This window comes from Streptomyces rugosispiralis (assembly GCF_024505145.1).
Classification (GTDB): Bacteria; Actinomycetota; Actinomycetes; order Streptomycetales; family Streptomycetaceae; genus Streptomyces; species Streptomyces rugosispiralis.
Genome location: NZ_JANIAA010000004.1, coordinates 104,942 through 131,737, shown reverse-complemented (window position 1 = coordinate 131,737; position 26,796 = coordinate 104,942). Strand labels below are relative to the sequence as shown.

At 70.3% G+C, this 26,796-nt stretch carries 19 protein-coding genes; 10 read left to right on the top strand and 9 right to left on the bottom strand.

Annotated features, from left to right (window positions below; all coding sequences use genetic code 11):
• The first annotated feature begins 14 nt into the window (after positions 1–14).
• The 5 genes from NP777_RS09290 (at position 15) to NP777_RS09270 (ending at position 5,635) form a co-directional block, all read left to right on the top strand.
• Complete coding sequence (locus tag NP777_RS09290) at positions 15–1,364, top strand: ABC transporter substrate-binding protein (RefSeq protein ID WP_256649612.1); 1,350 nt, start codon at positions 15–17, stop codon at positions 1,362–1,364.
• A complete protein-coding gene (locus tag NP777_RS09285) occupies positions 1,361–2,326 on the top strand; it encodes a carbohydrate ABC transporter permease (protein ID WP_256649611.1) in 966 nt (321 codons plus the stop codon). Before NP777_RS09290 ends, NP777_RS09285 begins: the two co-directional genes overlap by 4 nt.
• Positions 2,323–3,201: a carbohydrate ABC transporter permease gene (locus NP777_RS09280; protein WP_256649610.1), complete on the top strand. Its 879-nt coding sequence runs from the start codon at positions 2,323–2,325 to the stop codon at positions 3,199–3,201. Before NP777_RS09285 ends, NP777_RS09280 begins: the two co-directional genes overlap by 4 nt.
• Complete coding sequence (locus NP777_RS09275) at positions 3,198–4,187, top strand: zinc-dependent alcohol dehydrogenase family protein (protein ID WP_256649609.1); 990 nt, start codon at positions 3,198–3,200, stop codon at positions 4,185–4,187. Before NP777_RS09280 ends, NP777_RS09275 begins: the two co-directional genes overlap by 4 nt.
• 77 nt (positions 4,188–4,264) lie before the next feature.
• A complete protein-coding gene (locus NP777_RS09270; protein ID WP_256649608.1) occupies positions 4,265–5,635 on the top strand; it encodes an NAD(P)/FAD-dependent oxidoreductase in 1,371 nt (456 codons plus the stop codon).
• 39 nt (positions 5,636–5,674) lie between these two features.
• Here NP777_RS09270 and NP777_RS09265 read toward each other — a convergent pair whose 3' ends face one another.
• Positions 5,675–6,442, bottom strand: a complete 768-nt coding sequence (locus tag NP777_RS09265) for an HpcH/HpaI aldolase family protein (protein WP_256649607.1) — start codon at positions 6,440–6,442, stop codon at positions 5,675–5,677.
• 217 nt (positions 6,443–6,659) lie between these two features.
• On the opposite strand from NP777_RS09265, the gene NP777_RS09260 reads away from it, so the two are divergent.
• Positions 6,660–7,457, top strand: a complete 798-nt coding sequence (locus NP777_RS09260) for a DeoR/GlpR family DNA-binding transcription regulator (protein WP_256649606.1) — start codon at positions 6,660–6,662, stop codon at positions 7,455–7,457.
• Between the two features lie 56 nt (positions 7,458–7,513).
• Here the strand turns inward: NP777_RS09260 and NP777_RS09255 are convergent, their stop codons facing one another.
• Positions 7,514–8,068, bottom strand: a complete 555-nt coding sequence (locus NP777_RS09255) for a snapalysin family zinc-dependent metalloprotease (protein ID WP_256649605.1) — start codon at positions 8,066–8,068, stop codon at positions 7,514–7,516.
• A 158-nt stretch (positions 8,069–8,226) separates the two neighbouring features.
• On the opposite strand from NP777_RS09255, the gene recQ reads away from it, so the two are divergent.
• Positions 8,227–10,098 carry a DNA helicase RecQ gene (gene recQ / locus NP777_RS09250; protein WP_256649604.1) on the top strand — a complete coding sequence of 624 codons (1,872 nt, stop codon included), beginning with the start codon at positions 8,227–8,229 and terminating at the stop codon, positions 10,096–10,098.
• 210 nt (positions 10,099–10,308) lie between these two features.
• Here the strand turns inward: recQ and NP777_RS09245 are convergent, their stop codons facing one another.
• Together NP777_RS09245 and NP777_RS09240 are read right to left on the bottom strand one after the other, a co-directional pair.
• Positions 10,309–12,462 carry an OmpL47-type beta-barrel domain-containing protein gene (locus NP777_RS09245; RefSeq protein ID WP_256649852.1) on the bottom strand — a complete coding sequence of 718 codons (2,154 nt, stop codon included), beginning with the start codon at positions 12,460–12,462 and terminating at the stop codon, positions 10,309–10,311.
• 62 nt (positions 12,463–12,524) lie between these two features.
• Positions 12,525–15,002 (bottom strand): ThuA domain-containing protein, encoded by a 2,478-nt coding sequence (locus tag NP777_RS09240; protein WP_256649603.1) that lies wholly within the window; start codon positions 15,000–15,002, stop codon positions 12,525–12,527.
• 223 nt (positions 15,003–15,225) lie between these two features.
• On the opposite strand from NP777_RS09240, the gene NP777_RS09235 reads away from it, so the two are divergent.
• Positions 15,226–16,230: a multicopper oxidase domain-containing protein gene (locus NP777_RS09235; RefSeq protein ID WP_256649602.1), complete on the top strand. Its 1,005-nt coding sequence runs from the start codon at positions 15,226–15,228 to the stop codon at positions 16,228–16,230.
• 58 nt (positions 16,231–16,288) lie between these two features.
• Here the strand turns inward: NP777_RS09235 and NP777_RS09230 are convergent, their stop codons facing one another.
• On the bottom strand, positions 16,289–17,482 hold the full coding sequence (locus NP777_RS09230) for a S1 family peptidase (RefSeq protein ID WP_256649601.1): 1,194 nt from the start codon (positions 17,480–17,482) through the stop codon (positions 16,289–16,291).
• Positions 17,483–17,612: 130 nt separating this feature from the next.
• The gene (locus NP777_RS09225) at positions 17,613–18,323 is read right to left on the bottom strand and encodes a FadR/GntR family transcriptional regulator (RefSeq protein WP_256649600.1); all 711 of its coding nucleotides are present in this window, start codon (positions 18,321–18,323) and stop codon (positions 17,613–17,615) included.
• A 232-nt stretch (positions 18,324–18,555) separates the two neighbouring features.
• Here NP777_RS09225 and NP777_RS09220 point away from each other — a divergent pair, with 232 nt between their 5' ends.
• Positions 18,556–19,827, top strand: coding sequence for an SLC13 family permease (locus NP777_RS09220; protein ID WP_256649599.1), 1,272 nt, complete (start codon positions 18,556–18,558; stop codon positions 19,825–19,827).
• Between the two features lie 129 nt (positions 19,828–19,956).
• Here NP777_RS09220 and NP777_RS09215 read toward each other — a convergent pair whose 3' ends face one another.
• The 3 genes from NP777_RS09215 to NP777_RS09205 all read right to left on the bottom strand — a co-directional run bounded on the left by NP777_RS09215 (position 19,957) and on the right by NP777_RS09205 (position 23,929).
• Positions 19,957–22,374, bottom strand: coding sequence for a glycoside hydrolase family 65 protein (locus NP777_RS09215; protein ID WP_256649598.1), 2,418 nt, complete (start codon positions 22,372–22,374; stop codon positions 19,957–19,959).
• Between the two features lie 91 nt (positions 22,375–22,465).
• Entirely contained in the window at positions 22,466–22,921 is a 456-nt protein-coding gene (locus NP777_RS09210) for a lamin tail domain-containing protein (RefSeq protein WP_256649597.1), read from the bottom strand.
• 255 nt (positions 22,922–23,176) lie between these two features.
• A complete protein-coding gene (locus tag NP777_RS09205; RefSeq protein WP_256649596.1) occupies positions 23,177–23,929 on the bottom strand; it encodes an SDR family NAD(P)-dependent oxidoreductase in 753 nt (250 codons plus the stop codon).
• A gap of 252 nt (positions 23,930–24,181) precedes the next feature.
• Between NP777_RS09205 and NP777_RS09200 the strand changes: the two genes are divergently transcribed.
• Complete coding sequence (locus NP777_RS09200; protein WP_391858474.1) at positions 24,182–26,743, top strand: PA14 domain-containing protein; 2,562 nt, start codon at positions 24,182–24,184, stop codon at positions 26,741–26,743.
• The last annotated feature ends 53 nt before the right edge of the window (positions 26,744–26,796 follow it).

Below are 26,796 nucleotides of genomic sequence, written 5' to 3'. Positions count from 1 at the left end.
CGATTGGACCCGTTATGCCAGTCCTGACTCTTCGTGCTGCCCGGATACCGGTGGTGGCCCTGACCGCGGGCGCGCTCCTGAGCGGTTGCGCCGGTATGGGGGGCGGCAGTTCAGGCGACAAGACCATCAATGTCCTGATGGTGAACAACCCCCAGATGGTGGATCTGCAGAAGCTCACCAAGAAATATTTCACCAAGGAAACGGGCATCACGGTCAAATTCACGATGATGCCCGAGAACGAGGTCCGCGACAAGATCAGTCAGGACTTCGCCAATCAGGCGCGCCAGTACGACGTGGCCACCATCAGCAATTTCGAGGTGCCGTTCTACGCGAAGAACGGCTGGCTGATGCCACTCGACGGATACGCCGCCAAGGACAAGGCATTCGACCAGAAGGACGTCCTCCCCTCGATGCGGGAGTCGCTGACCGCCGAGGACGGCAAGCTCTACGCCGAGCCCTTCTACGGTGAGTCGTCGTTCCTGATGTACCGCAAGGACGTACTCGCCGAGAAGCGTCTGAAGATGCCCGAGCGGCCCACCTGGCAGCAGGTCGCGGACATCGCGGCCAAGGTGGACGGCTCCCGCAAGGGGATGAACGGCATCTGCCTGCGCGGACTGCCCGGCTGGGGTGAGCTGATGGCCCCGCTCACCACGGTGGTCAACACCTTCGGCGGCACCTGGTTCACCAAGGACTGGAAGGCGCAACTGGACTCGCCGGAATTCACCAAGGCGACCAAGTTCTATGTCGACCTGGTGCGCAAGCACGGTGAGGCCGGTGCGGCCCAGTCGGGCTTCGCCGAGTGCCTGAACAACCTCACCCAGGGCAAGAGCGCCATGTGGTACGACGCCACCTCGGCCGCCGGGTCGCTGGAGGCCAAGGGATCCCCCGTCAAGGGCAAGATCGGATATGTCCAGGCGCCGGTGGTGAAGACCGATACCTCGGGCTGGCTCTACACCTGGGCCTGGGGCGTGCAGAAGGCGTCGCGCCACCCCGACAACGCGTGGAAGTTCATCTCCTGGGCATCCAGCAAGAAGTACGAGGCCCTGGTCGGCAAGACCTTCGGCTGGGCCAATGTGCCCGCCGGCAAGCGGTCGTCCACCTACTCCAACCCGGACTACCGCGACACCGCGAGCACCTTCTCCGAGCAGACGCGCAAGGCCATCACCAGCGCCAAGCCGCGTGATCCGGGAGTGCAGCCGCGGCCGACCATCGGCATCCAGTTCGTCGACATCCCCGAATTCGCCGATCTCGGCACCAAGGTCGCCCAGGAGATCAGCGCCGCCATCGCCGGAAAGCAGTCCGTCGACACGGCATTGAAGAATTCGCAGAAGCTGGCCGAGAAGGTCGGCGAGGAGTACCGATGAGTAATCCGACGACGGCAGTACCCGTGAGCGGCCAGCGGCCACCGACCGCGGCCCCCGCCTCCGCGGGGCGTCCCGTGGCGTCCCGGAACCGGGCCCGGGAGTGGGCCACCCGGGCACCGCTGCTGCCCGCGCTGATCTTCCTGATCGTGGTCACCCAGCTTCCGTTCGTGGCCACGCTGGTGATCTCGCTCTTCGACTGGAACTCGTTCCGGCCCGACCGCCGTGCGTTCGCGGGTCTTGACAACTACAAGACGGTGCTCAGCGACGCGTCGCTGCGCGAGTCCATCCTCACCACCGTGCTGCTGACCGCCTCCGTGGTGATCGTCAGCGTGGTGCTGGGGCTGCTGCTGGCGCTGCTGCTGGACCGGAAGTTCCGCGGCCGGGGCCTGGTCCGCACCATGCTCATCGCGCCGTTCCTGCTGGTGCCGGTGGCCTCGGCGCTGCTGTGGAAGCACGCGCTGTACAACCCCGAGTACGGCCTGTTCAACGGCGTGCTCAACTGGCTCGGCGGCCCCCAGCCGGAGTGGCTCACCGATACGCCGCTGATCGCGGTGGAGGCGTCGCTGATCTGGCAGTGGACGCCGTTCATGATGCTCATCCTGCTGGCCGGACTGCAGAGCCGCCCACTGGACATGATCGAGGCGGCCCGGCTGGACGGGGCGGGCAACTGGCAGATCTTCCGCTTTCTGACCCTTCCGCACCTGCGCCGCTATCTGGAACTCGGCACCCTGCTGGGGTCCATCTACATCGTGCAGAACTTCGACGCCGTGTTCACCATGACCCGCGGTGGTCTGGACACCGCGAACCTCCCCTACACCATCTACGAAACCTTCTACAACGCCCACGAGTACGGGCTGGCATCGGCCGCTGGGGTCGTCGTGGTGATCGGCACGATCATCATCGCCACCTTCGCGCTGCGCGTGGTGTCGTCCCTCTTCCGTGAGGAGGCGTCCCGCGCATGACCGCCGTGAGCACCCCGATGACCATCACGTCCGTTCCGGAGGGCACCCGCCGGGCCAAGCGGCGCGGTGCCGCGCTCGGCGTGTTGGCCTGGTTCGTCGGCATCGTCTTCGTACTGCCCGTGCTGTGGATGCTGCTGACCTCGTTCCACTCCGAGGCCGACGCCGCCACCAACCCGCCGTCGCTGACCGCTTCGCTGACCCTCGACGGGTACAAGGAGTTCTTCGGCTCGGGCGGCGGGGCCAGCCCCTGGCCCGCACTGCTCAACTCGGTGGGCACCTCCGTCTTCTCCACCTGCCTCGTGCTGCTGCTGGCGCTTCCGGCGGCGTTCGCGCTGTCGATCCGGCCGGTGCGCAAGTGGACGGATGTGATGTTCTTCTTCCTGTCCACGAAGATGCTGCCGGTGGTGGCCGGACTGCTGCCGGTGTTCCTGTTCGCCAGGGACATCAACTTCCTGGACAACGTCTGGCTGCTGGTCATCCTCTACACCTCGATGAACCTGCCGATCGCGGTGTGGATGATGCAGTCCTTCCTCGCCGACGTCCCGGTGTCGATCATCGAGGCCGCCCAGATGGACGGGGCGCGGCTGCCCACCATCCTGTGGCGGGTCGTGGCCCCGATCGCGGGTCCTGGCATCGCCGCCACCTCGCTGATCTGTTTCATCTTCAGCTGGAACGAGATGCTCTTCGCCCAAGTGCTCACCGGTGTGGTCGCCCAGACCGCCCCGGCGTTCCTGACGACCTTCGTGACCAGCCAGGGGCTGTTCCTGGCCAAGGTGTGCGCCGCGTCGATCGTCATTTCCCTGCCGGTGCTCGCCGCCGGTTTCGCCGCCCAGGACAAGCTGGTCCAGGGCCTGTCGCTAGGAGCAGTCAAATGAGGGCCGCAGTCATCGAAGCCCCCGGGAAGGTCACCGTCGCCACCGTCGCGGACCCCACCCCGGGCCCCCGTGAGGTCGTGGTGGATGTGGCGGCCTGCGGGCTGTGCGGCACCGATCTGCACATCCTCCAGGGGGAGTTCGCGCCCACGCTGCCGATCGTCCCCGGGCATGAGTTCGCCGGTGAGGTCGTGGGCATCGGCAGCGATGTCACCGAGGTGGCGGTGGGCGACCGGGTCGCCGTGGACCCCTCCCTGCACTGCCATGAGTGCCGCTACTGCCGGATCGGCCGGGGCAATCTGTGCGACAACTGGAACGCGATCGGGGTCAGCGTCCCCGGCGGGGCCGCCGAGTTCGCGGTGGCCCCGGTGGCCAACTGCGTCAAGCTGCCCGAGCAGGTCGAGGTGGCCGACGCGGCCCTGATCGAGCCGCTGTCCTGCGCGGTGCGCGGCTATGACGTGCTCAACGGCAACCTGGGCGCCGAGGTGCTCATCTACGGCTCCGGCACCATGGGGCTGATGATGCTGGAGCTGGCCAAGCGGACCGGCGCCACCAGTGTGGACATGCTCGATGTCAACCCCGACCGGCTGTCCACCGCCACCACCCTCGGCTGCACCCGGTCCGCCGCCTCGGCGGACGAGCTGGACCAGCCGCGGGGCTGGGACGTGGTCATCGACGCCACCGGCAACCAGGCCGCCATTCAGGACGGCCTGGGCCGGGTGGCCAAGGCCGGAACGTTCCTTCAGTTCGGTGTCTCCGACTACGCGACGCGGGCCACCATCGAGCCGTACAAGATCTACAACCAGGAGATCACCATCACCGGCTCGATGGCCGTGCTTCACAGCTATGAGCGTGCCGCCGGGCTGTTCGCGAGCGGGGTGCTGGACCCGAAGATCTTCATCAGCCACCGGATGCCGCTGGAGGAGTACCCCAAGGCGCTCGACCAGTTCAAGGCGGGAGTCGGCCGGAAGATCGTGGTCGTCCCGTAACCGTGTGTTGACGGCCCAAGCCCGGAGCACCAGGCTTGGGCCGTCATCGATCACGGTCGGCGGGGAGGGGCGGGCATATGGGCAAGGGCGACGCGGTGGTGGTGGGCGGGGGGTTGGCGGGCACGCTGGCGGCGGGCGCGCTCCTCGGCCACGTCGACACGGTCACCCTGGTGGAGCGCGACCGCTACCCGGACCAGCCCGCCTTCCGCAAGGGCGTGCCCCAGGGCCGCCATCTGCATGTCTTCCTCAGCGGCGGGCGGCGCGCCCTGGAGCGGCTGTTCCCCGGGCTGAACGGCGAGCTGGAGGCGGCGGGCGCACACCGCCTGGAAGCGCCGCGCGATGTGATAACCAAGGGTGGCAACGGCTGGCAGCGCCGCTTCCACGAGGGCAGACACGCCACCACCAGCTGCACCCGGGCGCTGTTCGACGCCACCGTACGGGCGCGGGTGCTGGCCGAGGCCGAGGGGTCCGGGACCCGGGTGGAGGTGCTCCAGGGCACCGAGGCCACCGGGCTGCTCGGCGCCGCGGACCGGGTCACCGGCGTACGGGTGCGGGCGCGGGACACCGGGCGCGCCGAGCGGGAGTTGCGGGCCGATCTGGTCGTGGACGCCTCGGGGCGCGGCTCGCGCGCCCCCAAGTGGCTGGCGGAGCTGGGCGCTCCGGCGCCGCGCGAGGAGGTCGTGGACGCCGGGATCGGCTACTGCACCCAGATGTTCCGGCCCACCGAGCCGCTGGACATGGTGATGGTCGTCCAGCCGCGCCCGGACTGCCCGCGCGGAGCGGCCTGGTCCCCGGTCGAGGGCGGCAACTGGCTGCTGACGCTGTCGGGGGCGCGCGGTCAGCATCCGCCGACCGAGGGCTCGGAGGTGCCCGGCTTCGTCAAGTCCCTGGGCGAGCCCGAGCTGTACGAGCATCTGCTGACCTGCGAGCCGGTCTCCCCGCCGTACGGGTTCCGCGACACCTCCAACCGCCGCCGCCACTACGACGCCCCGGGCGGGGTGCCCGAGGGGTTCCTCGCGGTCTCGGACGCCGCCTGCACCTTCAACCCGATCTACGGTCAGGGCATGGCGGTGGCCGCCCTCAGCGGGCTGGCCCTGCGCCGCTGTCTGGCCGAGGGGGGTCTGCGGCCCGGTTTCGCGGCCGCCGCGCAGCGCGCCGTGGCCCGTGCGGGCGACACCGCCTGGCTGACCGCCGTCGGCGCGGACCGCCCGTACGTCACGGACGCGGACGCCACGCCACCGGGTACCGCCGAGCGGCTGCGGAGCTGGTACTTCGGGCGGCTGGCGGACCGGGCGGCGATCGACCGGGTGGTCGGCGCGGCCTTCCGCGACGTCGTCTATCTGGCGGCGGGGCCGTCCCGGCTGCTGTCCCCCGGGGTCGCCCTGCGGACGGTGCTGCTGCCGAGGGCCCGGGGTCTGACGGACCCGCCGCTGCGCGTGGAGAGCTGACCCGGGAGGGTGCCCGGGACGGCGCCCGGGGCGGCGCGCTCAGCCGGTCGCGTCGCGCAGATGCGCGGCCGCCGCCTGCTCCAGGTGGGCCAGGTCGCTGCTGACCGTGGCGAAGGTGAAGCCCTGGGCCAGGCGCTTGGCGGCGGTGGCCCCGTCGGGGCAGTGGATACCGGCGGCGATGCCCGCGGTCCGTGCCTCCTCGGCGACCTTCGCCAGCGCCGCTTCGAACTTCTCCGCCACCGAGGTGTCCGTCGAGGTGCGGCCGCCGAGCGCGATGGTGAGGTCGGAGGGGCCGATATAGACGCCGTCGAGCCCGTCCGTGGCGCAGATCTCCGCGGTGTTGGCCAGCGCCTGGGCCGTCTCGATCATCACGACGCAGGCCACTTGCCGGTTGGACTCGGCGGGGGCGGGGCCGACGCGCAGCCCCGAGCGCATCGGGCCGTAGGAGCGGACCCCGAGCGGAGGGTAGCGGCAGTAGCTCACCGCGGCGGCCGCCTCCTCGGCGGTGTCGACCAGCGGGACGATCACCCCGCGGGCGCCGGCGTCGAGCGCCTGGCCGATCCAGAAGCCGTCGTTGCCCGGAACCCGCACCATACCGGCGGCGGTGCCACGTGCGTCGATGGCGGTCATCGCGCCGAGGGTGCCCTTGTAGTCGAGGAGACCGTGCTGGGCGTCGACGCAGATGTAGTCGTAGCCGAGCCCGGCCAGGCGCTCGGTGCCGACGGGATTGTCGAGGACGACCCAGTAGCCGACGATCCGCCGGCGGGCGCGCAGCCGGGCCGCGAAGTCGGCGGGGGAAGTGTTCATGCTGTCAGCTTCTCTCCTTCGGCGATCGGCGAGTTCTGTTCGGCGAGTTGCGCGGCTCTTCACTCCATGCGTGTTATGAGCGGCACGCTCGCATGATTGCACGTAACACGCAAGTATCTCGCGGAAGCTGCGACGAAACAGCGCGAAATGCGCAGACTGATAGGGTTGCTCAGGGCTGCGCAGAGTCGCGCAGAGTTACGGAAGGATGGGGGCCGCGATGCGTCAGGAGGCCGGGGCGGAGGAGCGCAGGCGGCTGCGCGCCGGGGACCGCCGGGAACTGATCGCCCGGATGATCCAGACCGATGGCACGGTCGTCGTGGAGGAGCTGGCCCGCTCGCTGGAGGTGACGCCCTCCACCATCCGCCGGGATCTCGCGCTCCTCACCGAACAGGGGGCCATCGCCCGCACCTACGGCGGCGCGATGAGCGCCGGTCACGCCGTCGAGCCCACCCTGGGACAGCGCAGCGGGCTCGCGGTCGCCGAGAAGGACCGCATAGGACGCTGGGCGGCCGCCCGGATCGGGCCGGGCGACACCGTCATCCTCGACGCCGGCACCACCACCGGACGGCTCGCCCACCATCTGCGCGCCCGCGGCGATCTGACCGTGATCACCTGCGGCCTCACCGCGCTGCGCGAACTGGCCGAGGCGGACGGGATCGAGCTGATCACCCTCGCCGGGACCCTGCGCCATGTCAGCCAGGGCTTCGTCGGGCCGCTCGCCGAGCTGACCCTGTCCCGGCTGACCGCGGACAAGGTGTTCCTCGGCGCCGACGGGCTGGACGCGCGGCTGGGGATCTGCGAGGCGAGCCTCCAGCAGACCTCGCTCAAGGAGATGATGGCCGACCGCGGCAGGGAGGTGTACGTCCTCGCCGACAGCAGCAAGCTGGGCGAGTCCCCGTTCACCGCCTGGGCCCCGCTGGACCGGCCGTGGACGCTGGTCACCGACAGCGGCGCCACCGATGACCAGCTCGGCCCGTTCCGGGCGCTGCCCGACACGGAGGTCGTCACGGTGTGACGCCGCGCCGGACACCGGGCGCGGGATGCCCGCTGCCCGGTATCCGGCGCCCCGGGTCAGTCCCGGAAGGTGCGCGCCCCGAGGGTCGCCGCCCCGGCGAGGCCGAAGTCGCCCTCGACCTCGGCCTTCTCGGCGGCGTTCGGGTACGCGTTGGTGCACGACGTACCGGCGCTGGCGCCGGACATCAGGCTGGAGCAGGGGCCGGGCTTGCGGTCGGGCAGGCCCAGGATGTGGCCCAGCTCGTGCGAAGAGATCCGCACGGTGTTGTGGCCCTCGTCGACCGCCTGGCGACCGAAGTAGATCGTGCCGCTGCCGAGGCCGGTGGACGCGGTGCGCGGCCATCCGTCGTCCGCGACGATGCGGACGTTCGCCCGCTGTCCGGACGCGACCGGCTTCAGCTGGACGTTCACCACGCTCTCGTTCCAGACCGCCGCGCCCTTGGTCACGGCGTCCTTGAACTCGGCGGCCCCGCTGGCGTCGTAGGTCACCACCCGCGCGGCCGCGGTGTGCTCCGCCGGGGCGGCGGGGGCGGCCACGGCCTGTCCGGCCGTCAGGGCGAGCGCCGCGGTCACCGCGGCGGGTAAGGCGCGTACCAACGTGCTGGATCTCACGATCGGCCTCCTCGTGGGGGAAGGATGGACGGTGCAAGTGGGCATGAGCATGGCATGTCGCCGTCTCATCGGCCACTGTGCCCACCCACCTTCTCCCATCCGGCCGGTTGTCCACAGGCGGTCACCGCAAGCACCTCCCGGCCCCCTAGAATCGCCGGATGGCTCTCCCCGACACCGGCCCCGACATGAGCGACGCGCCCGACCCCGAGACGAGCGAGGCGCTCGGCGTTCTGCACCGCGTCTTCGGTTACGACTCGTTCCGGGGAGGGCAGCAGGAGATCATCGACCATGTGGTGGCCGGTGGTGACGCGCTCGTCCTCATGCCGACCGGCGGCGGCAAATCGCTGTGCTACCAGATCCCGGCGCTGGTGCGGAAGGGCGTCGGCGTCGTCGTCTCCCCCCTGATCGCGCTGATGCAGGACCAGGTCGACGCGCTGCGGAACCTCGGGGTGCGGGCCGGGTTCCTCAACTCCACCCAGGACCTGGACGAGCGGCGGATGGTCGAGGCCGAGTTCCTCGCGGGCGAGCTGGATCTGCTCTATCTCGCCCCGGAGCGGCTGCGGGTCGAGTCCACGCTGCGGCTGCTGGACCGGGGCCAGATCTCGCTGTTCGCCATCGACGAGGCGCACTGTGTGGCCCAGTGGGGGCACGACTTCAGGCCCGACTATCTGGCCCTGTCCGAGCTGCACGAACGCTGGCCCACCGTGCCCCGGATCGCGCTGACCGCGACCGCCACCGAGGCCACCCACGGCGAGATCGCGTCCCGGCTGAAGCTCCAGGACGCGCTGCACTTCGTGGCCAGCTTCGACCGCCCGAACATCCAGTACCGGATCGCCCCCAAGAACGAGCCGAAGAAGCAGCTGCTCGAGCTGTTGCGCACCGAGCACCCGGGCGAGGCGGGGATCGTGTACTGCCTGTCCCGGTCCTCGGTGGAGAAGACGGCCGAGTTCCTGGTGGCCCAGGGCATCGACGCGGTGCCGTACCACGCGGGGCTGGACGCGCGGGTCCGCGCCGAGCACCAGGCGCGCTTCCTGCGCGAGGACGGTCTGGTCGTGGTGGCCACGATCGCGTTCGGCATGGGGATCGACAAGCCCGATGTGCGGTTCGTGGCCCATCTCGACCTGCCCAAGTCCGTGGAGGGCTACTACCAGGAGACCGGCCGGGCCGGGCGTGATGGACAGCCCTCCACCGCCTGGCTGGCGTACGGCCTCCAGGACGTGGTCCAGCAGCGGAAGATGATCGACACCTCCGAGGGCGACGACACCCATCGGCGCCGCCTCGGCGCCCACCTCGACGCGATGCTGGCGCTGTGCGAGACGGTGGAGTGCCGCCGGGTGGGGCTGCTGGCGTACTTCGGCCAGGAGTCCACCCCCTGCGGCAACTGCGACACCTGCCTCACGCCCCCGGAGTCCTGGGACGGCACCATCCCCGCGCAGAAGCTGCTGTCCACGGTGGTGCGGCTCAAGCGGGAGCGCAACCAGAAGTTCGGCGCGGGGCAGATCATCGACATCCTGCTCGGCAAGAAGACGGCCAAGGTCATCCAGTTCGACCATGACACGCTGTCGGTGTTCGGCATCGGCACCGAGCTGCGCGAGGCCGAATGGCGCGGTGTGGTACGGCAGTTGCTGGCCCAGGGGGTGCTCGGCGTCGAGGGGGACTACGGCACGCTGGTGCTCACCGACGGGAGCGCGGAGGTGCTGAACCGGCAGCGCGAGGTCAGGCTGCGGCGCGAGCCGGAGAAGGCGCCGCGCACCGCGAAGGGGAAGACGGGTTCCTCGGGGAAGGCCAAGAAGGCCCCGGTGGATCTGCCGGAGGAGGCCGTGCCGGTCTTCGAGCGGCTGCGCGCCTGGCGTGCGGCGACCGCGAAGGAGCAGGGCGTCCCCGCGTATGTGGTCTTCCACGATGCCACCCTGCGCGAGATCGCGACCCGTGCCCCGGCCACGCTCGAGGAGCTCGGCACGGTGAGCGGGGTCGGCGAGAACAAGCTGGTGAAGTACGGGCAGGGGCTTCTGGACACGCTGGCGGCCTGACCGTCCCCCCAGCCTCCTGACGTTACGTCAAACCCCCGCTTCCGCAAGCCGGGAGCGGGGGTTTGGCAGGTCTGGAGCACAAGGGTTACCGATGAGTGTTACCTGGGGTAACGTCGGGTCCCGTGGCCCATGGTCCGTGGCCGCCGGGGACTGGGGTGCTCCGGCGGCCACTTACCCTCGCGCTGTTCCTCATGCCGTACGAGGCGGTCCCTACAGCTCCTTGATGCGGATGTCGCGGTACGAGATCACATCGTCGGTGCTGTGGACCTGGAGACCGATGTACCCCGAGGAGTACCGACGGCCGTCCGTGCCGGGGTCGTCCGAGCGCGGCGGGGTGAACTCCTGGCCGCCGGTGTTGTCGAACTCATTGAGCAGCACACCGTTGCGGTAGATCGAGAAGTGCTGACCCACCACCCGGATCTCGTAGTCGTTCCAGCTGCCCTTGGGGGTGACCCCCGCCCCGGCCAGTCCGACCCGGTCGAAACCGTAGATCGATCCGGTCTTGTACATATCGCCGTCCGGGCGGTCGAGGATCTGCACCTCGTGCCCGTACTTGATGGCGACCCACTCCGGGCGGGACTCCTCGGGGTGGTCATGGACGTACGGGAAGCGCACGAAGACGCCTCCATTGGCATTGCCCGTCCCGGGTGCGTCATCCCGGAACTGGAGCTTCAGCGAGAAGTCGTCGTACGTCCGCTGCGGGAACCACAGCATGCCCATGCCCGCGACGGAGGTGTCGCTGGTCATGCTGCCGTCGCCATTGAGGCCGAAGGCCCCGCCACCCACGTGCTGCCACTTGTCGAAGGACTTCTTGGTGCCGTCGAACAGCGGGCGGTAGCCCTCGCCCTGACCGGGCTTGCCGATCCCGGACTGCCTGGCCGCCTTGTTGATCGCCCGGTACTCGCGCTGGTCGATGACGCCGTCGGAGAGCAGCTTGTCGGTGACGGCGGTGACGTGCTTGAGGAAGAGGGCGTTGGAGGACCAGTCCTTCTCGTCCTCGATCAGCTCATTGATGGTGCAGCGGCTGCGGGTGATGCGGTTGGGGACGCCGGTGTCCACCGTGCCGACGATCACCGTGAGGCGCTCGTCCCACTCCGGACACGCGGGTGCGGGCACCCCGCCGCCCTCGGCCACGGTGAAGGCGATCTGCCGGGCCTCGGAGGTGTTGCCCGCCTTGTCGGTGGCGCGGTACGCCACGGTGTGACGGCCCACCCGGTCCACCACCACGGGGCTGGTGTAGGCGAGGTACGGGCCGCTGTCCAGGGAGTACTCGACCTTCTCCACCCCGGAGTCGTCGTCCGCGGCGGTGAGCGCGACCTTGGCGCTGCCCACGTAGGCACCGTCGGAGTTCTTCACGCCGTCCACCTGCGCGGAGACCACCGGGGGCAGGGTGTCCTCGGCCGGCGGTGCCACCACCGTGAAGTCCACCGACTTCACCGCCGACACATTGCCCGCCTTGTCCACCGCCCGGAAGCGCACCGTGTGCGCGCCCGCGTCATGGACCATCACCGGACCGGTGTAGGGCTGGAACTCCCCCTGGCCCAGGGCGAAGTCGATCCGGTTGACCCCGGAGCCGGTGTCGGAGGCGGTGACGGTCACGGTGGCCATGCCGATGTACGCACCGGACGGGTCCTTCTCACCGGAGACGGTGGCGGAGGTCTCCGGCGGTGTGGTGTCGTCCGTCGGCGGTGCCACCACGGTGAAGTCCACCGACTTCACCTCCGACACGTTCCCCGCCTTGTCCACCGCCCGGTAGCGGATGGTGTGCTGCCCGACCTGGTGGACCATCACCGGGGCGGTGTACGGCTGGAACGCCCCGTCGCCCTCGGCGAACTCGATCCGGTCCACACCGGAGCCCTCGTCGGTGGCGGACACGCTGACGGTGGCCATCCCGATGTACGCGCCGTCCGCGTTCTTCTCGCCCTCGACCTTCGCCGAGGTCTCGGGCGCGGTGGTGTCCTCGCCCCCGGCGCCGTCGGTGACCACCAGGATGCCCTGCATCTGGCCGTGGCCGGGGATGGTGCAGTGGTAGCGGTAGCGGCCGGGGCTGAGGGTGACCTCGACGGTGTGCTTGCCGCCGCTGTCGTCCGAGGGGTTGGCGAGGATGTTCAGCGGGACGTCGTTGTTGTACTCCGGGTCGGAGACATCGAACGTCAGGGTGTGCGGCATCCCCATGGTGTTGCCGGTGGCCGTGCTGTTCTCGAAGACGATGGTGGTCTTCCCGGCGACCGCGGTGGTGGGCGCCGAGGCGTACTTGGTGATGTCGTCACCCGCGGTCCAGGTGAGGGTCTGCTGAACGGCCTGCCGGGTGTCGTCCTGCCCGTAGGCCACCGTCGCCGTCGCCGAACTCAGGCCGAGGACCATGAGCAGCGCGGCGAGCAGTGGCAGCCAGGGTCTGATGGGTTTGGGGCGCCTTCGTTTCACGGTCACTCCGCCTTCCTGGCCAGATCCTGGGCGAGCGGAGTGGGCTCGCCGCCGGTGTACGTGATGTGCCACAGCGCCGACTTGGAGTCGGAGGTGAAGAAGCCGCGCCCGTAGTCGAGGACGTAGAGCGAGCCGTCCGGGGCGAACTTCCAGTCCATGAGGTTGCGGATGCCGTCTGCGCCCACCGGGATGATCTTCTTGAGGGAATCGGCGCTCACCGGCAGCCCGCCCTTGCCGACGGTCTTCGGGTCGGTCAGCACCGCGTGGCGCGGCTGGTCGGCGTCGTAGAAGTCGCCGACGAACCACTTGCCGTCCCAGTACTGGGGCCATTTGGTGGTGCTGTCACTGGTGGCGTCGTACCGGTAGACCGGGCCGTTCATGGTGGCCTGGCCGCCGCCCTTGAGCCACGGCAGCAGGTACTTGGCCTCCGACGTCTTGTAGCTGGGGATGCCGTTCGCGTCCCGCGGATAGTCGGGGGCGCCGCCCTGCGGCGAGTACCAGATGGTGTTCGCGGTGATGGGCGGCAGGTTCACCAGACCGTCGTTGTTGGGGGACTCGTTCTTGGGGTGGTCGCAGTCGTACCAGCCCAGCGGCTTGCTGGGGTCGGGCAGATTGCGGTCCCGGTAGGGCTGCTTGTTGCCCATGCAGAACGGCCATCCGTGGTTGCCCGCCTTGGTGATGGCGGCGAAGGTGTCGTACTTGGCCGGGCCCCAGGTGGTGCTGGGCTCGCCCGCGTCCGGGCCGACCCAGCCCGCGTAGAGGATGTCGGTCTTCTGGTCCACGAAGATCCGGGCCGGGTTGCGCACCCCCATCACATAGATCTCGCCACGGGTCTTGGCCCCGCCCTCGTCGGGCTCCTTGCCGGTGAAGAGATTGCCCTCGGGGAGGGTGTAGGTGCCGTCGTCCTCCGGGTGGATCCGCAGGATCTTGCCGTTGAGGTTGTGGGTGTTGCCCGCGGTGCGGCGGGCGTCGGCGAAGGAGACGCCCTTGTAGTTCGGCTGCGGGTTGTTGCCGGAGTAGCCGTCGCTGAACTGGGAGGAGTTGTTGTCCCCGGTGGCGATGTAGAGATTGCCCTTGGAGTCCCAGCTCATCCCGCCGCCCGCGTGGCAGCAGCTGTGGATCTGGACCGGCCAGGAGAGCAGGACCTTCTCCGAGCCCAGGTCCAGCTTGTTGGTCTTCAGGTCCAGGGTGAACCGGGAGACCCGGCGCTCGGCCATCTGGGTGTCCCGGTTGATCCGGGAGTGCGGGGTGTAGTGCAGATACACCCAGCCGTTGGTGAGGAAGTCCGGGTCCAGCTCGATGCCGAGCAGCCCCTCCTCGACCTTGATCAGCTCATCGCCGCCGCCCTTGTTGCCGAAGACGGTCAGGGCGCCCGCGAGCGTCACCTTGCCGGTGTCCGGGTCGTAGACATGGATCTGGCCCTGGCCCTTGCCGATGTCCGGGTCGTTCCAGTCGGTGACCACGGGTGCGCTGTTGTCGCCGCCGCCCCGGCCGATGTAGAGCACCCGGCCGTCCTTGGCGACGACGAGGCCGTGCGGCTCGCCGATCTGGTCGGACTGGCCCGGCTGATTGGGCTTGGTGACGCGCTCGGCCTTGTAGTTCGCGTTGATGGTGGCCTTGCAGTCGGCGCGGGAGAGCCGGGTGGTCCACAGCAGCGCGCCGCGCAGATGGGCGCGGAAGTCGGTCTCCTGGAAGGTGGACACCGTGCCGCCCATGCCGGTGTAGAAGGAGCGGCCGCCGTCGTAGTCACGGCACCAGGAGATCGGGTGGTCCGCGCCGTTGGCGCCCGCGCCCGGCTGGTAGCTGGACTCGCGGACCCGGGCCACGGTGTGCACCGTGCCGGAGGGGTTGGTCTTCCAGTTGGTCCAGGTGTCGGTGCGCTTCCACTCCAGCGGCAGCTCCTTGGTGGCCGGGTGGACGCGGTCGCCGACCTCCACCACGGCCCGCTGGGCGGTGGCCGGGCTGGTGGCCGCCGGGCGGGCGCCGATCAGCCCGCTGTACCAGTCGGAGTACGGCTCGTTACGGGCCGCGTCATGGATGCCGAGGAAGCCGCCGCCCGCCTCCATGTACGCCTCGAGCCCCGCCTCCTGCTCGGGGTCGAGCACATCGCCGGCGCCGGTCAGGAAGACCACGGCGTTGTACTTGCCGAGCCGCGGCTTGGTGAAGACCGAGGCGTCGGCGGTGGCGTCGACGGTGAACCGGGTCGCCGCGGGACCCTGGTTGCCGATCCGCTCGATGGCCTCGATGCCCGCGTTCACCGTGGCCGGCTCGTCCCCGGCCGAGCCGTGGAACACCAGGACCCGGACGTTGTCACCGCCGGGCGGCGACGGCAGCGTGAGTGGCGCACGATCCTCGGGCCGGGCGCTGGCGGGGGTCCCGCCGAGCAGGGACGCGGTGAGGGCGCCGAAGAGCAGTGCCGCCACCCCCGCGCGTCTTCTTCGCAGCCGACCGACTGTCAGTCCTCTCCTCTTTGAGGGCATTTGGTACGGTATGTCCCGCATTGGTCACCCATCCCTCTCACGTACCTATAACACCGCTGAAGGAAGCTAGACGGCTTTTCGCAAGTCGCCAATAGCTATGACCGCAACTCAACGAACTTTGTCCTGAGTGTGGATGAACGGAGCTCTCCCGGCTACCGTGAAAGCACCCCGGGGCATCTGCGCATCGTCAACGGCAGAGGATCCACAGCGATTTGGGAGAACGATGAGCGACGCACCCGGCATCACCTCCAGACGCGGTCTCAGCAGACGGCTTTTCACCGGCGGCGCGGCCGCCGCGGCCGTCGGACCGCTGGCCCTCACCACTTCCGCGGCCGCGAAGGCGCCGAAGGCCCCGTCCGGCGGGGTCAAAACGGCGACGGCCGGCGGCACGGTCCGCCATCTCAAGCTCTACGCGGAGAAGCTGCCCGACGGTCAGATGGGGTACGGGCTCGAGAAGGGCAAGGCCAGCGTCCCCGGTCCGCTGATCGAGCTGACCGAGGGCGACACCCTGCACATCGAGTTCGAGAACACCATGGACGTCACCGCCAGCCTCCATGTGCACGGCCTGGACTACGACGTCGCAAGCGACGGCACCCAGCTCAACCGCAGCGCCGTGGAACCGGGCGGCACCCGCACCTACACCTGGCGCACCCACGCCCCGGGCAAGCGCGCCGACGGCACCTGGCGGCCGGGCAGCGCGGGCTACTGGCACTACCACGACCACGCGGTGGGCACCCCGCACGGCACCGGTGGCCTCCGGAAGGGGCTGTACGGCCCGGTGGTGGTGCGGCGGGCGGGCGACATCCTGCCGGACAAGCAGTTCACGATCGTCTTCAACGACATGACGATCAACAACAAGGCGGGGCATGACGCCCCCGAGTTCCGGGCCACGGTGGGCGACCGCGTCGAGATCATCATGATCACCCACGGTGAGTACTACCACACCTTCCATATGCACGGGCACCGGTGGGCGGACAACCGCACCGGGCTGCTGGCGGGCCCGGACGATGTGAGCCGGGTCATCGACAACAAGATCACCGGGCCCGCCGACTCCTTCGGCTTCCAGGTGATCGCCGGGGAGAACGTCGGCGCGGGCGCCTGGATGTACCACTGCCATGTCCAGAGCCACTCCGACATGGGCATGGCCGGGCTGTTCCTGGTCGCCAAGGCCGATGGCACCATCCCCGGCTACGACGAGCACCGGATGTCCACACACCACCCGGGGTAGCCGCCGGAGCGACACGACGGGGCGGGCCGCCGGGCCCGCCCCGTCGCCGTATCGCCCGTCAGGCGGTGTGCAGCCGCAGGCCGTACACCGAAAGGATCTCGTTGACCGGCTGGTACCAGGTCTCGCCGCCGCTGGAGCAGTTGCCCCAGCCGCCCGAGGTCACGCCCTGGGCCTGGTCGCCGCTGATGAACGAGCCACCGGAGTCGCCGCCCTCGGCGCACACGCTGGTCTTGGTCATCTGGTACACGGCGCCCTGGCTGTAGTTCACGGTCTCGTTCTTGGCCAGGACCGTGCCGCAGTGCCAGTGGGTGGTGGAGCCGGAGCGGCAGATGGAGGCGCCGATCGGGGCCTCGGCGGAGCCGCGGACCAGCTGGTCGGGGACGGTGCCCCAGCCGAGCACCACCGGAACGGTCCACCAGCCGCTGCCGACGCTGACGTACGCGTAGTCGTTGCCGGGGAAGGAGGAGCCCTGGAAGTTGCCGATGTACGAGCCGTCCCAGCCGCTGACGGAGCCCCCCGCCTGGCCGCAGTGCCCGGCCGTGACGAAGCCGCCCTGGACCGAGAAGCCTATGGAGCAGCGGACGTTGCCGGTGTAGTACGGGTCACCGCCGACCGTGCCGGCGGCGAAGGTCGTCGGCGCCTGGGCGGGCGCCTTCTCGACGGTGACCGGGACGGAGGCCGAGCGCTTCGCCTCGCGGAGGAACGCGCGGACGGCGGCGTCGCCCTCGCTCCCCTGCCGGACCCGGACCACGACGGCGCCCGCGCGGGGGTCGGTGCTCCAACTGCTCACCCCGGCCGGGGCGGCCTGCTTTTTGGCCTTCTCATCGAGGCGCGCCTTGGCCGCGTCGAGCGCGTCGGCGCTGTGCTGGACGATCCGGGTGGTGGCGCCCGTGGCCCGTACCGACGCGGCCCGCCCGGCGCTGGTGACGCCGACGACCAGCTTTCCGCTGTCCGTGTCGAACCACGAACCGCCGTATGAGGCACCCGCGGCCCGCTTGGCCTTGGGCTCCAGCTTCATGGCGGCGGCCTCCTGGCCCAGCCGCAGCCGCGCCTGGTCCGCGGTCAGGCCGAGGTCCCGGCCGAGCGCGCGGACGAGGGTGGCGGACGGCGCCGACGCGGCGGCGGGCTTCGCCGCGGGGGCGTCGGCGCCGGATGCCGCGGCGGCGGTCGAGAAGGCCCCGCCGGCGCCCGAGAGGGCGCCGAGGACGAGGAGTGCGGACAGTCCGGCACGGACAACGGGCTTCCGTCTCATGGAAGTTCCCCTTCTGCTCAGCAGGTGAGAGCGCTTTCACGTGTCGATCGCGCAGAGCCTAGCGAGCCACCGGGGAAAGTCCAGACCAAAGCCGTGATCGGTCACGGTCGGGCAGGACGCGGCCGCGGACTCAAGGGGTTTCGTCAGGATTCCAGTTGAGCAGGCGCACCTGGGCGACGGTACGGACATGGCGGCGCATGGCCGCGGCGGCGGCCTTGGGGCGGCGCTCGGCGATGGCGTCCAGGATGCGCTGGTGCTGGGCGAGCGAGCGCCGGGGGCGGCCGGGCTGGCGCAGCGACTCCTCGCGGCTCTCGGCGATCTGGTCGGCGATCGAGCGCATGAACTCGGCGAGCAGCGGGCTGTGCGCGGCCGCGGTGACGGCGACGTGGAAGCGGCGGTCGCCCTCGACGCCGTGACGGTCGGACTCGATCTCGTCCTCCATCCAGTGCAGGGCCTGCTGGAGGGCGATGAGGTCGTCGTCGGTGCGGCGCTCGGCGGCGAGTTCGGCCAGCTTGGTCTCCAACGCCTCTCGGGCGTCGAGCACATCGGGCAGCCTGCGGCGGCGCTCCACCAGCCGCTCGACGGGCTCGGTGTCGAGGCTGTCGCGCAGCAGGCACATCCCGCCGCCCTGGCGCACCTCGACGAGCCCCTGCACCTCGAGGACGACGATGGCCTGTTTGACGGAGGCGCGGCTGATGCCGAGGCGCTGGGCCAGCTCGCGTTCGGTGGGCAGCCGGTCGCCGGCCTTCAGGCCGCCCTCCTCGACGTAGGCGCGCAGCCTCTCCAGCACCTGCTCGTACAGGCGCTGACGGTTCATCGGGCGCAGCGCGTCCTCGGTCATACGGGCTCCCCCCATCGCGGTTTGTGATGGCCCCGCTTCGCAGCGTAGCACCGGGTGGCGGGGCGGTGTGGTGGTTGTGTGGCCTGGTGGAGCATTGGTCAATTGGCTGAGCCAATCTGCCACCGATGTCTTGACGGCCGAACCGCCCGGCCCTCAACGTGAGTCAGCCAGCAGGCCACTTGGCCCGACCGTCCCCGGTCCACCGACCGGGTCCCCGTGACGGGAGCGCTCGATGTCCGACGAATTGATCTCGATACTCGTGCTGGTGGTGGTCTTCGTCATCGCCACCACCCGGTCGATCAACATGGGCGCCCTGTCCTTCGCCGCCGCCTTCGGCGTGGGCGAGCTGGTCGCCGACTTCAGCGCGGACCACATCTTCGCCGGGTTCCCGGGCGATCTGTTCGTGGTGCTGGTGGGGGTGACATATCTGTTCGCCCTCGCCCGGGCCAATGGCACCACGGACTGGCTGGTGCACGCCTCGATCCGGCTGGTGGGCGGGCGGGTCGCGCTGATCCCGTGGGTGATGTTCGCGGTCAGCGGGGCGCTGACCGCGATCGGGGCGGTGAGCCCGGCGGCGGTGGCGATCGTCGCCCCGCTCGCGCTGTCGTTCGCCGCGCGGTACCAGATCAGCCCGCTGCTGATGGGTGCCATGGTGGTGCACGGCTCCCAGGGCGGCGGCTTCTCCCCCATCAGCATCTACGGATCGATCGTCAACGGCATCGTGGACCGGGAGAAGCTCCCCGGCAACGAGATCACGCTGTTCCTCGCGAGCCTGGTGGTCAACCTGATCATCGCAGCAGTCGTCTTCGTCGTCTGCGGCGGGCTGAAGCTCCCCAGGGCCGCCGTCGCCGCCGATGAGAAGCGGGAAGACGGGGCGGAGGAGGCACCGGCCGACGCGGAGGGCCGTCTCACCCCGGCCCGTATCGCCACCCTGGCCGCGCTGGTGGCGCTGGTGGTCGCGGTGCTCGCCTTCGACCTCGACGCCGGGCTCACCTCGATCAGCCTCGCCGTGGCCCTGAGCGTCTTCTGGCCGGACCACGGCAAGAAGGCGGTGAACGAGGTCACCTGGCCCACCGTGCTGCTGATCTGCGGTGTGCTCACCTATGTCGGGGTGCTGGACGAGATGGGCACCATCGACTACGCGGGCAAGGCGGTCAGCGACATCGGGATTCCGCTGCTCGCCGCCCTGTTGCTCTGCTACATCGGCGCCATCGTCTCCGCCTTCGCCTCCTCGGTGGGCATCATGGGCGCGCTGATCCCGCTCGCCGTTCCCTTCCTCGCCCAGGGCGACATCGGCGCGGTGGGGATGATCGCGGCCCTCGCGGTGTCGGCGACCGTCGTCGACGTCAGCCCCTTCTCGACCAACGGGGCGCTGGTGCTGGCCAACGCGCCGGATGTGGACCGGGACCGGTTCTTCCGGCAGCTCATGGTCTACGGCGGGATCATGGTGGTCGCGGTGCCGCCGGTCGTCTGGCTGGCGATGGTGGTCCCCGGCCTCGGCTGAATCGGCAGGCGATCAGCAGGCACTCAGCAGGCGATCGGCAGGCAGCCGGCACACAGTCGGCAGGCAGCCGGCACACAGTCGGCAGGCAGTCGGCACGCAGCCGGCAGGGCGAACGACCAGACCGCGGACTCAGCCGGGTGGCAGCGGAACCCAGTGGGATTCGCCCGGCGCCACGGTCAGCGAACGGTCGGCCAGCCGCACCTCGATCGGGCGCTCCTCGGAGTCCGGCACGCTGATCCACAGCCGCCCGGTCCGCACCCGCAGCGCGACGCCCCAGTGGCCGCGGTAGCGCATCGAGAACCGGTACTCGGAAAGCCCGGACGGCTCGGGCAGCGGCACCGGGTCCAGCCACAGGGCGTCCTCGCGGGTCTCAAGACCGGTCAGCCCGCGCTGCACCAGATCGAGGGTGCCGCCCATGGCGCCGAGGTGGATGCCCTCGCCGGTGGTGCCGCCCTGGACGTCCGCCACATCGCCCAGCAGCGCCTCCTGGCAGTGCCGCCACGCCTCGGCCGGGCGCGCCCGGACCAGCACCCAGCCGTGCACCAGCTCGCTGAGGGTCGAGCCGTGGCTGGTCCGGGCCAGGTAGTACTCCACCGTGGCCCGCCAGATGTCGTCGTCCAGGACGTAGCCGAGCCGCCGGAAGAGGCCCGACAGCTCGGCGGGGCCGAAGAGATAGCCGAGCATCAGCGCGTCGGCCTGCTTGGAGACCTGGTAGCGGTTGACGGAGTCGCCCTCGGACTCCAGGATCCGGTCCATCCGGCGGATGTCGTCGTAGCGGGCTCGGTAGCCGTCCCAGTCGAGCTCGGCCAGCTCCCCGTAGCCGTGGAACTGGCTGATCACGCCCTGGTGGAAGGGGACCAGCAGCCGCCGGGAGACGTCCTCCCAGCGCTCCGGCTCCGCGCGGTCCAGGCCCACCCGCTCGAACAGCTCGCGGCGGCGCGGCTCGGGCAGGGTGCGGGCGAGCTCCAGGGCCCGGTCGAGCACCCAGGCGGCGGTGACGTTGGTGTACGCGTTGTCGTCGATCCCCGGGCGGTCGGCGCCGGGGTAGCCGTCGTGGTACTCATCGGGCCCGACCACCCCGCGGATGCGGTACCGCCCCCGCCCCGGGTCGAGCACGGCCGTGTCCGCCCAGAAGCGGGCGATCTGCAGCAGCATCTCCGCGCCCTTGGTGTGCAGGAACTCGGTGTCCCCGCTGGCCTGGCAGTACTGCCACACGTTGTACGCCACCGCCGAGCCCACATGGTGCTGCAGCCGGGAGTTGTCCGGCAGCCAGCGGCCGGAGCGCGGGTTCAGATGCAGGGCCTGGGTCTCCTCGCGCCCGTCGCTGCCGCTCTGCCAGGGGTACATCGCCCCGGCCCGCCCGGCGTCCGCGGCGGCGCGGCACGCCTGGGGCAGCCGCCGGTGGCGGTAGTGCAGCAGGGCCCGGGACACCTCGGGGAAGTGGAGGTTCAGATACGGCAGCACGAACAGCTCGTCCCAGAAGACATGTCCGCGGTACGCCTCGCCGTGCAGGCCCCGGGCGGGGACGCCCACGTCCAGCTCCGCGGTGTGCGGCGAGAGCGTCTGGAGGATGTGGAACAGGTGCAGCCGCAGGATGTGGCCCGGCTCGCCGGGGACCTCCAACGCCGCCTCGCGCCACAGGTGTTCCCATGCGGTGCGGTGGGAGGCGAGCAGCTTCCCGAACTCCGGCGCCCGCGCCACCCCGTCGAGGGCGGCCTGCAACGGATCGCTGATCGCGGGGTCCTTGGAGGTGTAGAGCGCCACGGTCTTCTCGACGGTGACGGGGGCGTCCGGCGCGAGCGGCACGGCCAGGGTGCGCAGCGCCGCGCCGTGGGTGAGCCGCTGCCCGGTGCCGGTGGGCGTCCCGCCGCGCACGGCCAGGGTGCGCGCGGCCATGGCCACCCGCACCTCGGAGCTGGTGGTGCGGCAGCTCAGCCATACGGTGTCCGGGCCCGCGGCGCCGGTGCGGAGGTCGACGAGATGGCGGCCGGCCAGCGCGTCGTAGCGGGCCACGCCGATGTTGGCCACGGCACCGTCGAGCCCCGACTCCAGTTCGACGGTGCCGGACCAGCCCTCGGCCCGGAAGGTGGTGCGCAGGGCCGCGAGGTGCGGATCCCCCATGTGGACGAGGCGCTGCTGCTCGACATGGAGTACCCGGCCGTGCCGGTCGGTGAACCGCAGCCGCCGTACGAGGACGCCGTGCCGGAGGTCGAGCGTCTGGTGATAGCCGGTGAGCTCGTCCCCGTCGGGGGTGAGCCAGCCGCCGGGGCCCGCGGACCGGTCCGGGTCGCGGACACGGTAGCGCAGCGGCAGCCAGTTCGGCAGGTTGACCATGTCCTCGTTCTCGACCTGGCGTCCGCCGACCACCGAGGTCAGCCGGTTGTAGCAGCCCGCCACATAGGTGCCCGGGTAGTGGGTGTCATCGGCGGCCGTCTCGGGGGCCGCGCCCCGGGTGGCGGCATAGCCGTTGCCGAGGGTGCACAGCGACTCGCGCAACCGCTCCTCGCCGGGCTCGTAGCCCTCGTACTCCCACGCCCAGTCCGACACGGCCGCTCACCGGCTCTCCTCCTCGACACCCCCATTGTGGTCCGGGCCGGAGGACTTCACCGGCTGCGCCGCGCCACCGCGCGGCGCGCCCTCAGCAGTTCGTGTAGTCGACCCGGCTGTTGTTGTACGAGCAGGTGTCGACCGTGGAGCCGCCGGACTTGCGGAGGGTGGCCTTGTCGCGGTCGTTGTTCCAGACGTACGCCCGGCGGTTCTGGTACTTGGTGGCCGAGGTGTCGGAGCCGGAGCCGGTCCGGACGGTCACGGTCTTGCCCGCGCCGAGGGTGTAGCTGGGAAAGGTGTACTTGTGGTTGCTCGCGTCGACGAGCACCCAGCCCTTGAGGCTGACCCCGCGCGAGGTGGAGTTCTTGATCTGGACGTACTCGCCGTTGAGGCTGGAGTTGCTCCGGTTGTCCGTGCCGGGCGAGTCGTAGTAGATCTTGGAAAGGTGTACGGAGCCCGCGGCACCGGCGGGTGTGGCCGGGTAGAGCAGGGCGATCGCGCAGCCGGCGGCGAGCGCCGCGCCGATGCGGACGGTGTGTGCGGACATGAGTCCCCCCTTGCGTTGGTGCGTGATGAAGCAGTGGTAACGCAGGACGGACGGGCGGCCGCGCCCGAAGATGGTTTGGAGTCAGCGAGCTGACTCCTTCGGTGCGGCCGTCCGTCCGTCTTCCCCCCACCTGTGTGGAGGACCAGAGTGGACCATGGCCGGAACGCGGCGGCAGGGCTGCGCGGCCCTCGCTCCAGGGCCATACGGCCCTAGCGCGAAGACGATTCCCCGCCCCCTGTCCAGGGTGGGACCGGGTCAGCGGCCGTACTGCGCCCCGCCGTTGATGTGCAGCACCTGGCCGGTGACATACGCGGCCTCCGGGGAGGCCAGATAGCGGATGGCGGCCGCGATCTCGACGGGCGTCCCGGGCTGTCCGGTGAGCGTCTGCCCGATCTGCTGGGCGATGAACTCGGGGGTGCCGCGCTCGCCGAAGAACTCGGTGTCCTCGACATAGCCGGGGGCCACCGCGTTGGCGGTGACGCCCTCCGGGCCGAGCCGCTTGGCCAGCTCGAAGGTGTAGGTGTGCAGCGCCGCCTTGGTGCCGCCGTACGATCCCGGGCCGCGCAGCGACGCGACCGAGGACAGATGGACGATCCGGCCGCCGGGCCGGGTGAGGTGGGGCAGCAGCGCCTCGGTGAGCAGCACGGCGGTCAGCACATTGGCGTCGAAGTTCCGCTGGTACTGGTCGGCGATGCCCTCGAGGGTGCCGTCGTTGGACGGCGCGACATTGCCGCCGGCGTTGGTGACGACGACATCGACATCACCGCCCCCACCGTCCGAGGTGATGAACTCGGCGGCACGCCGGGTCTGCTCCGGGTCGCTGAGGTCCGCACTGGTCCAGGTGACCAGGTCGGCGCCGTAAGTGGCGTTCAGCTTGTCCGCCGCGGCGCGCAGCACCTCGGCGCGGCGTCCGAGGATGACCACCCGGTCGCCCTCGGCGGCGAAGGTCTCCGCGGTCGCCAGCCCTATGCCCGTACCGCCGCCCGACACCACGATCCGTCGCCCCATCACGGGCCTCCTCAGTGCAGCTTGTTGAATATCGGTCACATCTATGAACAAGCACGCTAGGAAGAAAGCGCATTCCCGTCAAGGCTCACTACCCAACAGCCGGGCTGTTGCCTTGCGTTCACTATTGACAGGTTCTGTTGGAGATGGCGCAATAGCGGCGCCCCACTTGTCCCAGCAGCAGCCCAAAAGCTGCTCCAGCAAGGAGGACATGTGCGTTTTCGTTCATCTTTCGCCAGATCCGTGGTCGCGACCGTGACCTTGGCGCTTGGCGCGCTCGGTCTGCTGACCGCTCCCGGTCCGGCCGCGGCCGACACCCCCTCCGACGACCCCTCGGTCGTCCACGGCCTCCGCGGCGACTACTACCTCCAGTCCGCCCCGGGGGTCTTCGACTTCCACGAGCTGAAGGCCACCAGCCTCGACCCCGCCCTCGACTTCGGCAATCTGGAGCCGAGGCTGCAGGCCACCACCGGACGGTCCGACGACGTCAGCGTCCGCTGGACCGGCCAGATCACACCGGAGCGCTCCGGTGCGCACACCTTCTCGATCACCGCCGACAACGGCTTCCGGCTGTGGATCGACGGCAAACCGGTCATCGACCACTGGGTGGACGACTGGGACAAGGAGCAGACCTCCCAGCCCGTCGAGCTCACCGCGGGCAAGGCGTATGACATCAAGGTCGAGTACTTCGAGCACTACGGCGGCTCCAACTTCCACCTGTCCTGGACCCCGCCGGGCGCGGCCAAGGCGCCCGTGCCCGCGTCCGCCTTCCGGCTGCCCGCCGACTTCGACTACGACGGCCCGGTGGCCAGCGCCGTCCAGCCCGACGGCCGGACGCTGCTGCTGGACTTCGCCAAGCCCCTGACCGCTCCCCCGGCCGATCTGACGTCGCATCTGTCCGCCATCATCGGCGGCGCGGCCTGGCCGCTCGGGCGCGCCCGGCTGGACGCGGCCGACCCGTCCCGGCTGCTGCTCTCCCTGAAGGAGCCGGTGGTCGGCCACGGCGGCGAGGCCTTCGTGCGCTACGACGGCGAGGGCGGCCTCGAGGACGCCGACGGCGCCATCGACCCGTACGTCTCCTTCGGTGGCAACAAGTCGACGTATCAGCTGAGCACGCCCTGGGCCAAGGACGTCGGGCCGGACAACGCCCACCCCGAGTACCCGCGCCCCCAGCTGACCCGCGACCAGTGGCGCAACCTCAACGGCAGCTGGGAGTTCGCCGCCGCGAAGGAGGGCCAGAAGCCCCCGGTCGGGCAGAAGCTCAAGGAGCGGATCCTGGTGCCGTACCCGGTGGAGTCCAAGCTCTCCGGTGTGGAGCGGCATGAGGACCGCATGTGGTACCGGCGGACCTTCACCGTCCCGGCCGACTGGAAGGTCGGCGACGGAAAGCGGTTGCGGCTGAACTTCGACGCCGTCGACTGGCAGGCCGAGGTGTATGTGAACGGCACCCGGGTGGCCGACCACCGCGGCGGCTACGACCGGTTCAGCGCCGATGTCACCGACGCCCTGCGGCCGGGCCGCACCCAGGAGCTGATCGTCGGCGTCTACGACCCGACGGACGCGGCCGACGGCGAGAACCCGCCGATGGGCAAGCAGCGCCTCGACCCCAGCGGCATCTTCTACACCCCCTCCTCCGGGATCTGGCAGACCGTCTGGATGGAGCCGGTCGCCACCGACCACGTGGACACCCTCAAGCTGACCCCGGACGTCCCCGGTAAGGCCCTCACCACCGAGGTCCGCGGGGTGCGGGACGGCGTCCCGGTCACCGCGACCGCCTACGACGGACGGCGCGTGGTCGGCACCGCCACCGGGCGTACCGGGAAGCCGCTGACCGTCCCCGTGCCCTCCCCGCACCTGTGGTCCCCCGACGATCCGCATCTGTACCAGCTGAAGGTGACGGTCGGGCGGGGCGCCTCGGCGGACCGGGTGGAGAGCTACTTCGGCATGCGGAGCATCGCCGTCAAGGAGGTGGACGGCAAGCAGCGCACCGTGCTCAACGGAAAGCCGACCTTCTCCATGGCCACCCTCGACCAGGGGTTCTGGCCCGACGGACTGCACACCGCGCCGACCGACGAGGCCCTCGCGTACGACCTGAAGATGCACAAGAGCATGGGCTTCAACTCGGTGCGCAAGCACATCAAGGTCGAGCCCGACCGCTGGTACTACTGGGCCGACCGGCTGGGCCTGATGGTGTGGCAGGACATGCCCGCCATGAACACGGTCGCCCCGTCCGAGAAGGCGCAGGCGCAGTACGAGCACGAGATGAAGCGGATGATCGACCAGCACATCAGCAGTCCGTCGGTCGTCATCTGGGTGACCTTCAACGAGGGCTGGGGCCAGTACGGCGGCCCGAAGGTGCCGACGCTCGCGAAGGGCTGGGACCCCAGCCGGCTCATCAACGGCGCCAGCGGCTGGAACGACACCGGCAACGGCGACCTCGCCGACATCCACGCCTACCCCGGCCCGGGCGATCCGCGCCCGGACGCCTCACGGGCGGGGGTCACCGGCGAGTACGGCGGTCTGGGCCTGGCCGTCCCGGGGCATGCCTGGCCCGTGCAGCACACCTATGTCGGCGTGGACAAGGACAAGTACACCGACGAGTATCTGAAGCTGCTGGACAAGGTGCGCGGGCTGGTGGCGTGCAACGGCAGCAGCGGGGCCGTCTACACCCAGATCACGGATGTGGAGGGCGAGCTCAACGGGCTGCTCACCTATGACCGCAAGGAGATCAAGCCCGATGTGAAGCGGCTGCGCCAGGCCCATCAGGCGCTGATCCGCGACGCGGCGGACCCTGCGTCCATGGAGTGCACCGGCTAGCCGCACGGCTCGGCCATCGGTGATGACCCGTTCCGGGACGCGCGTCCCCGGGG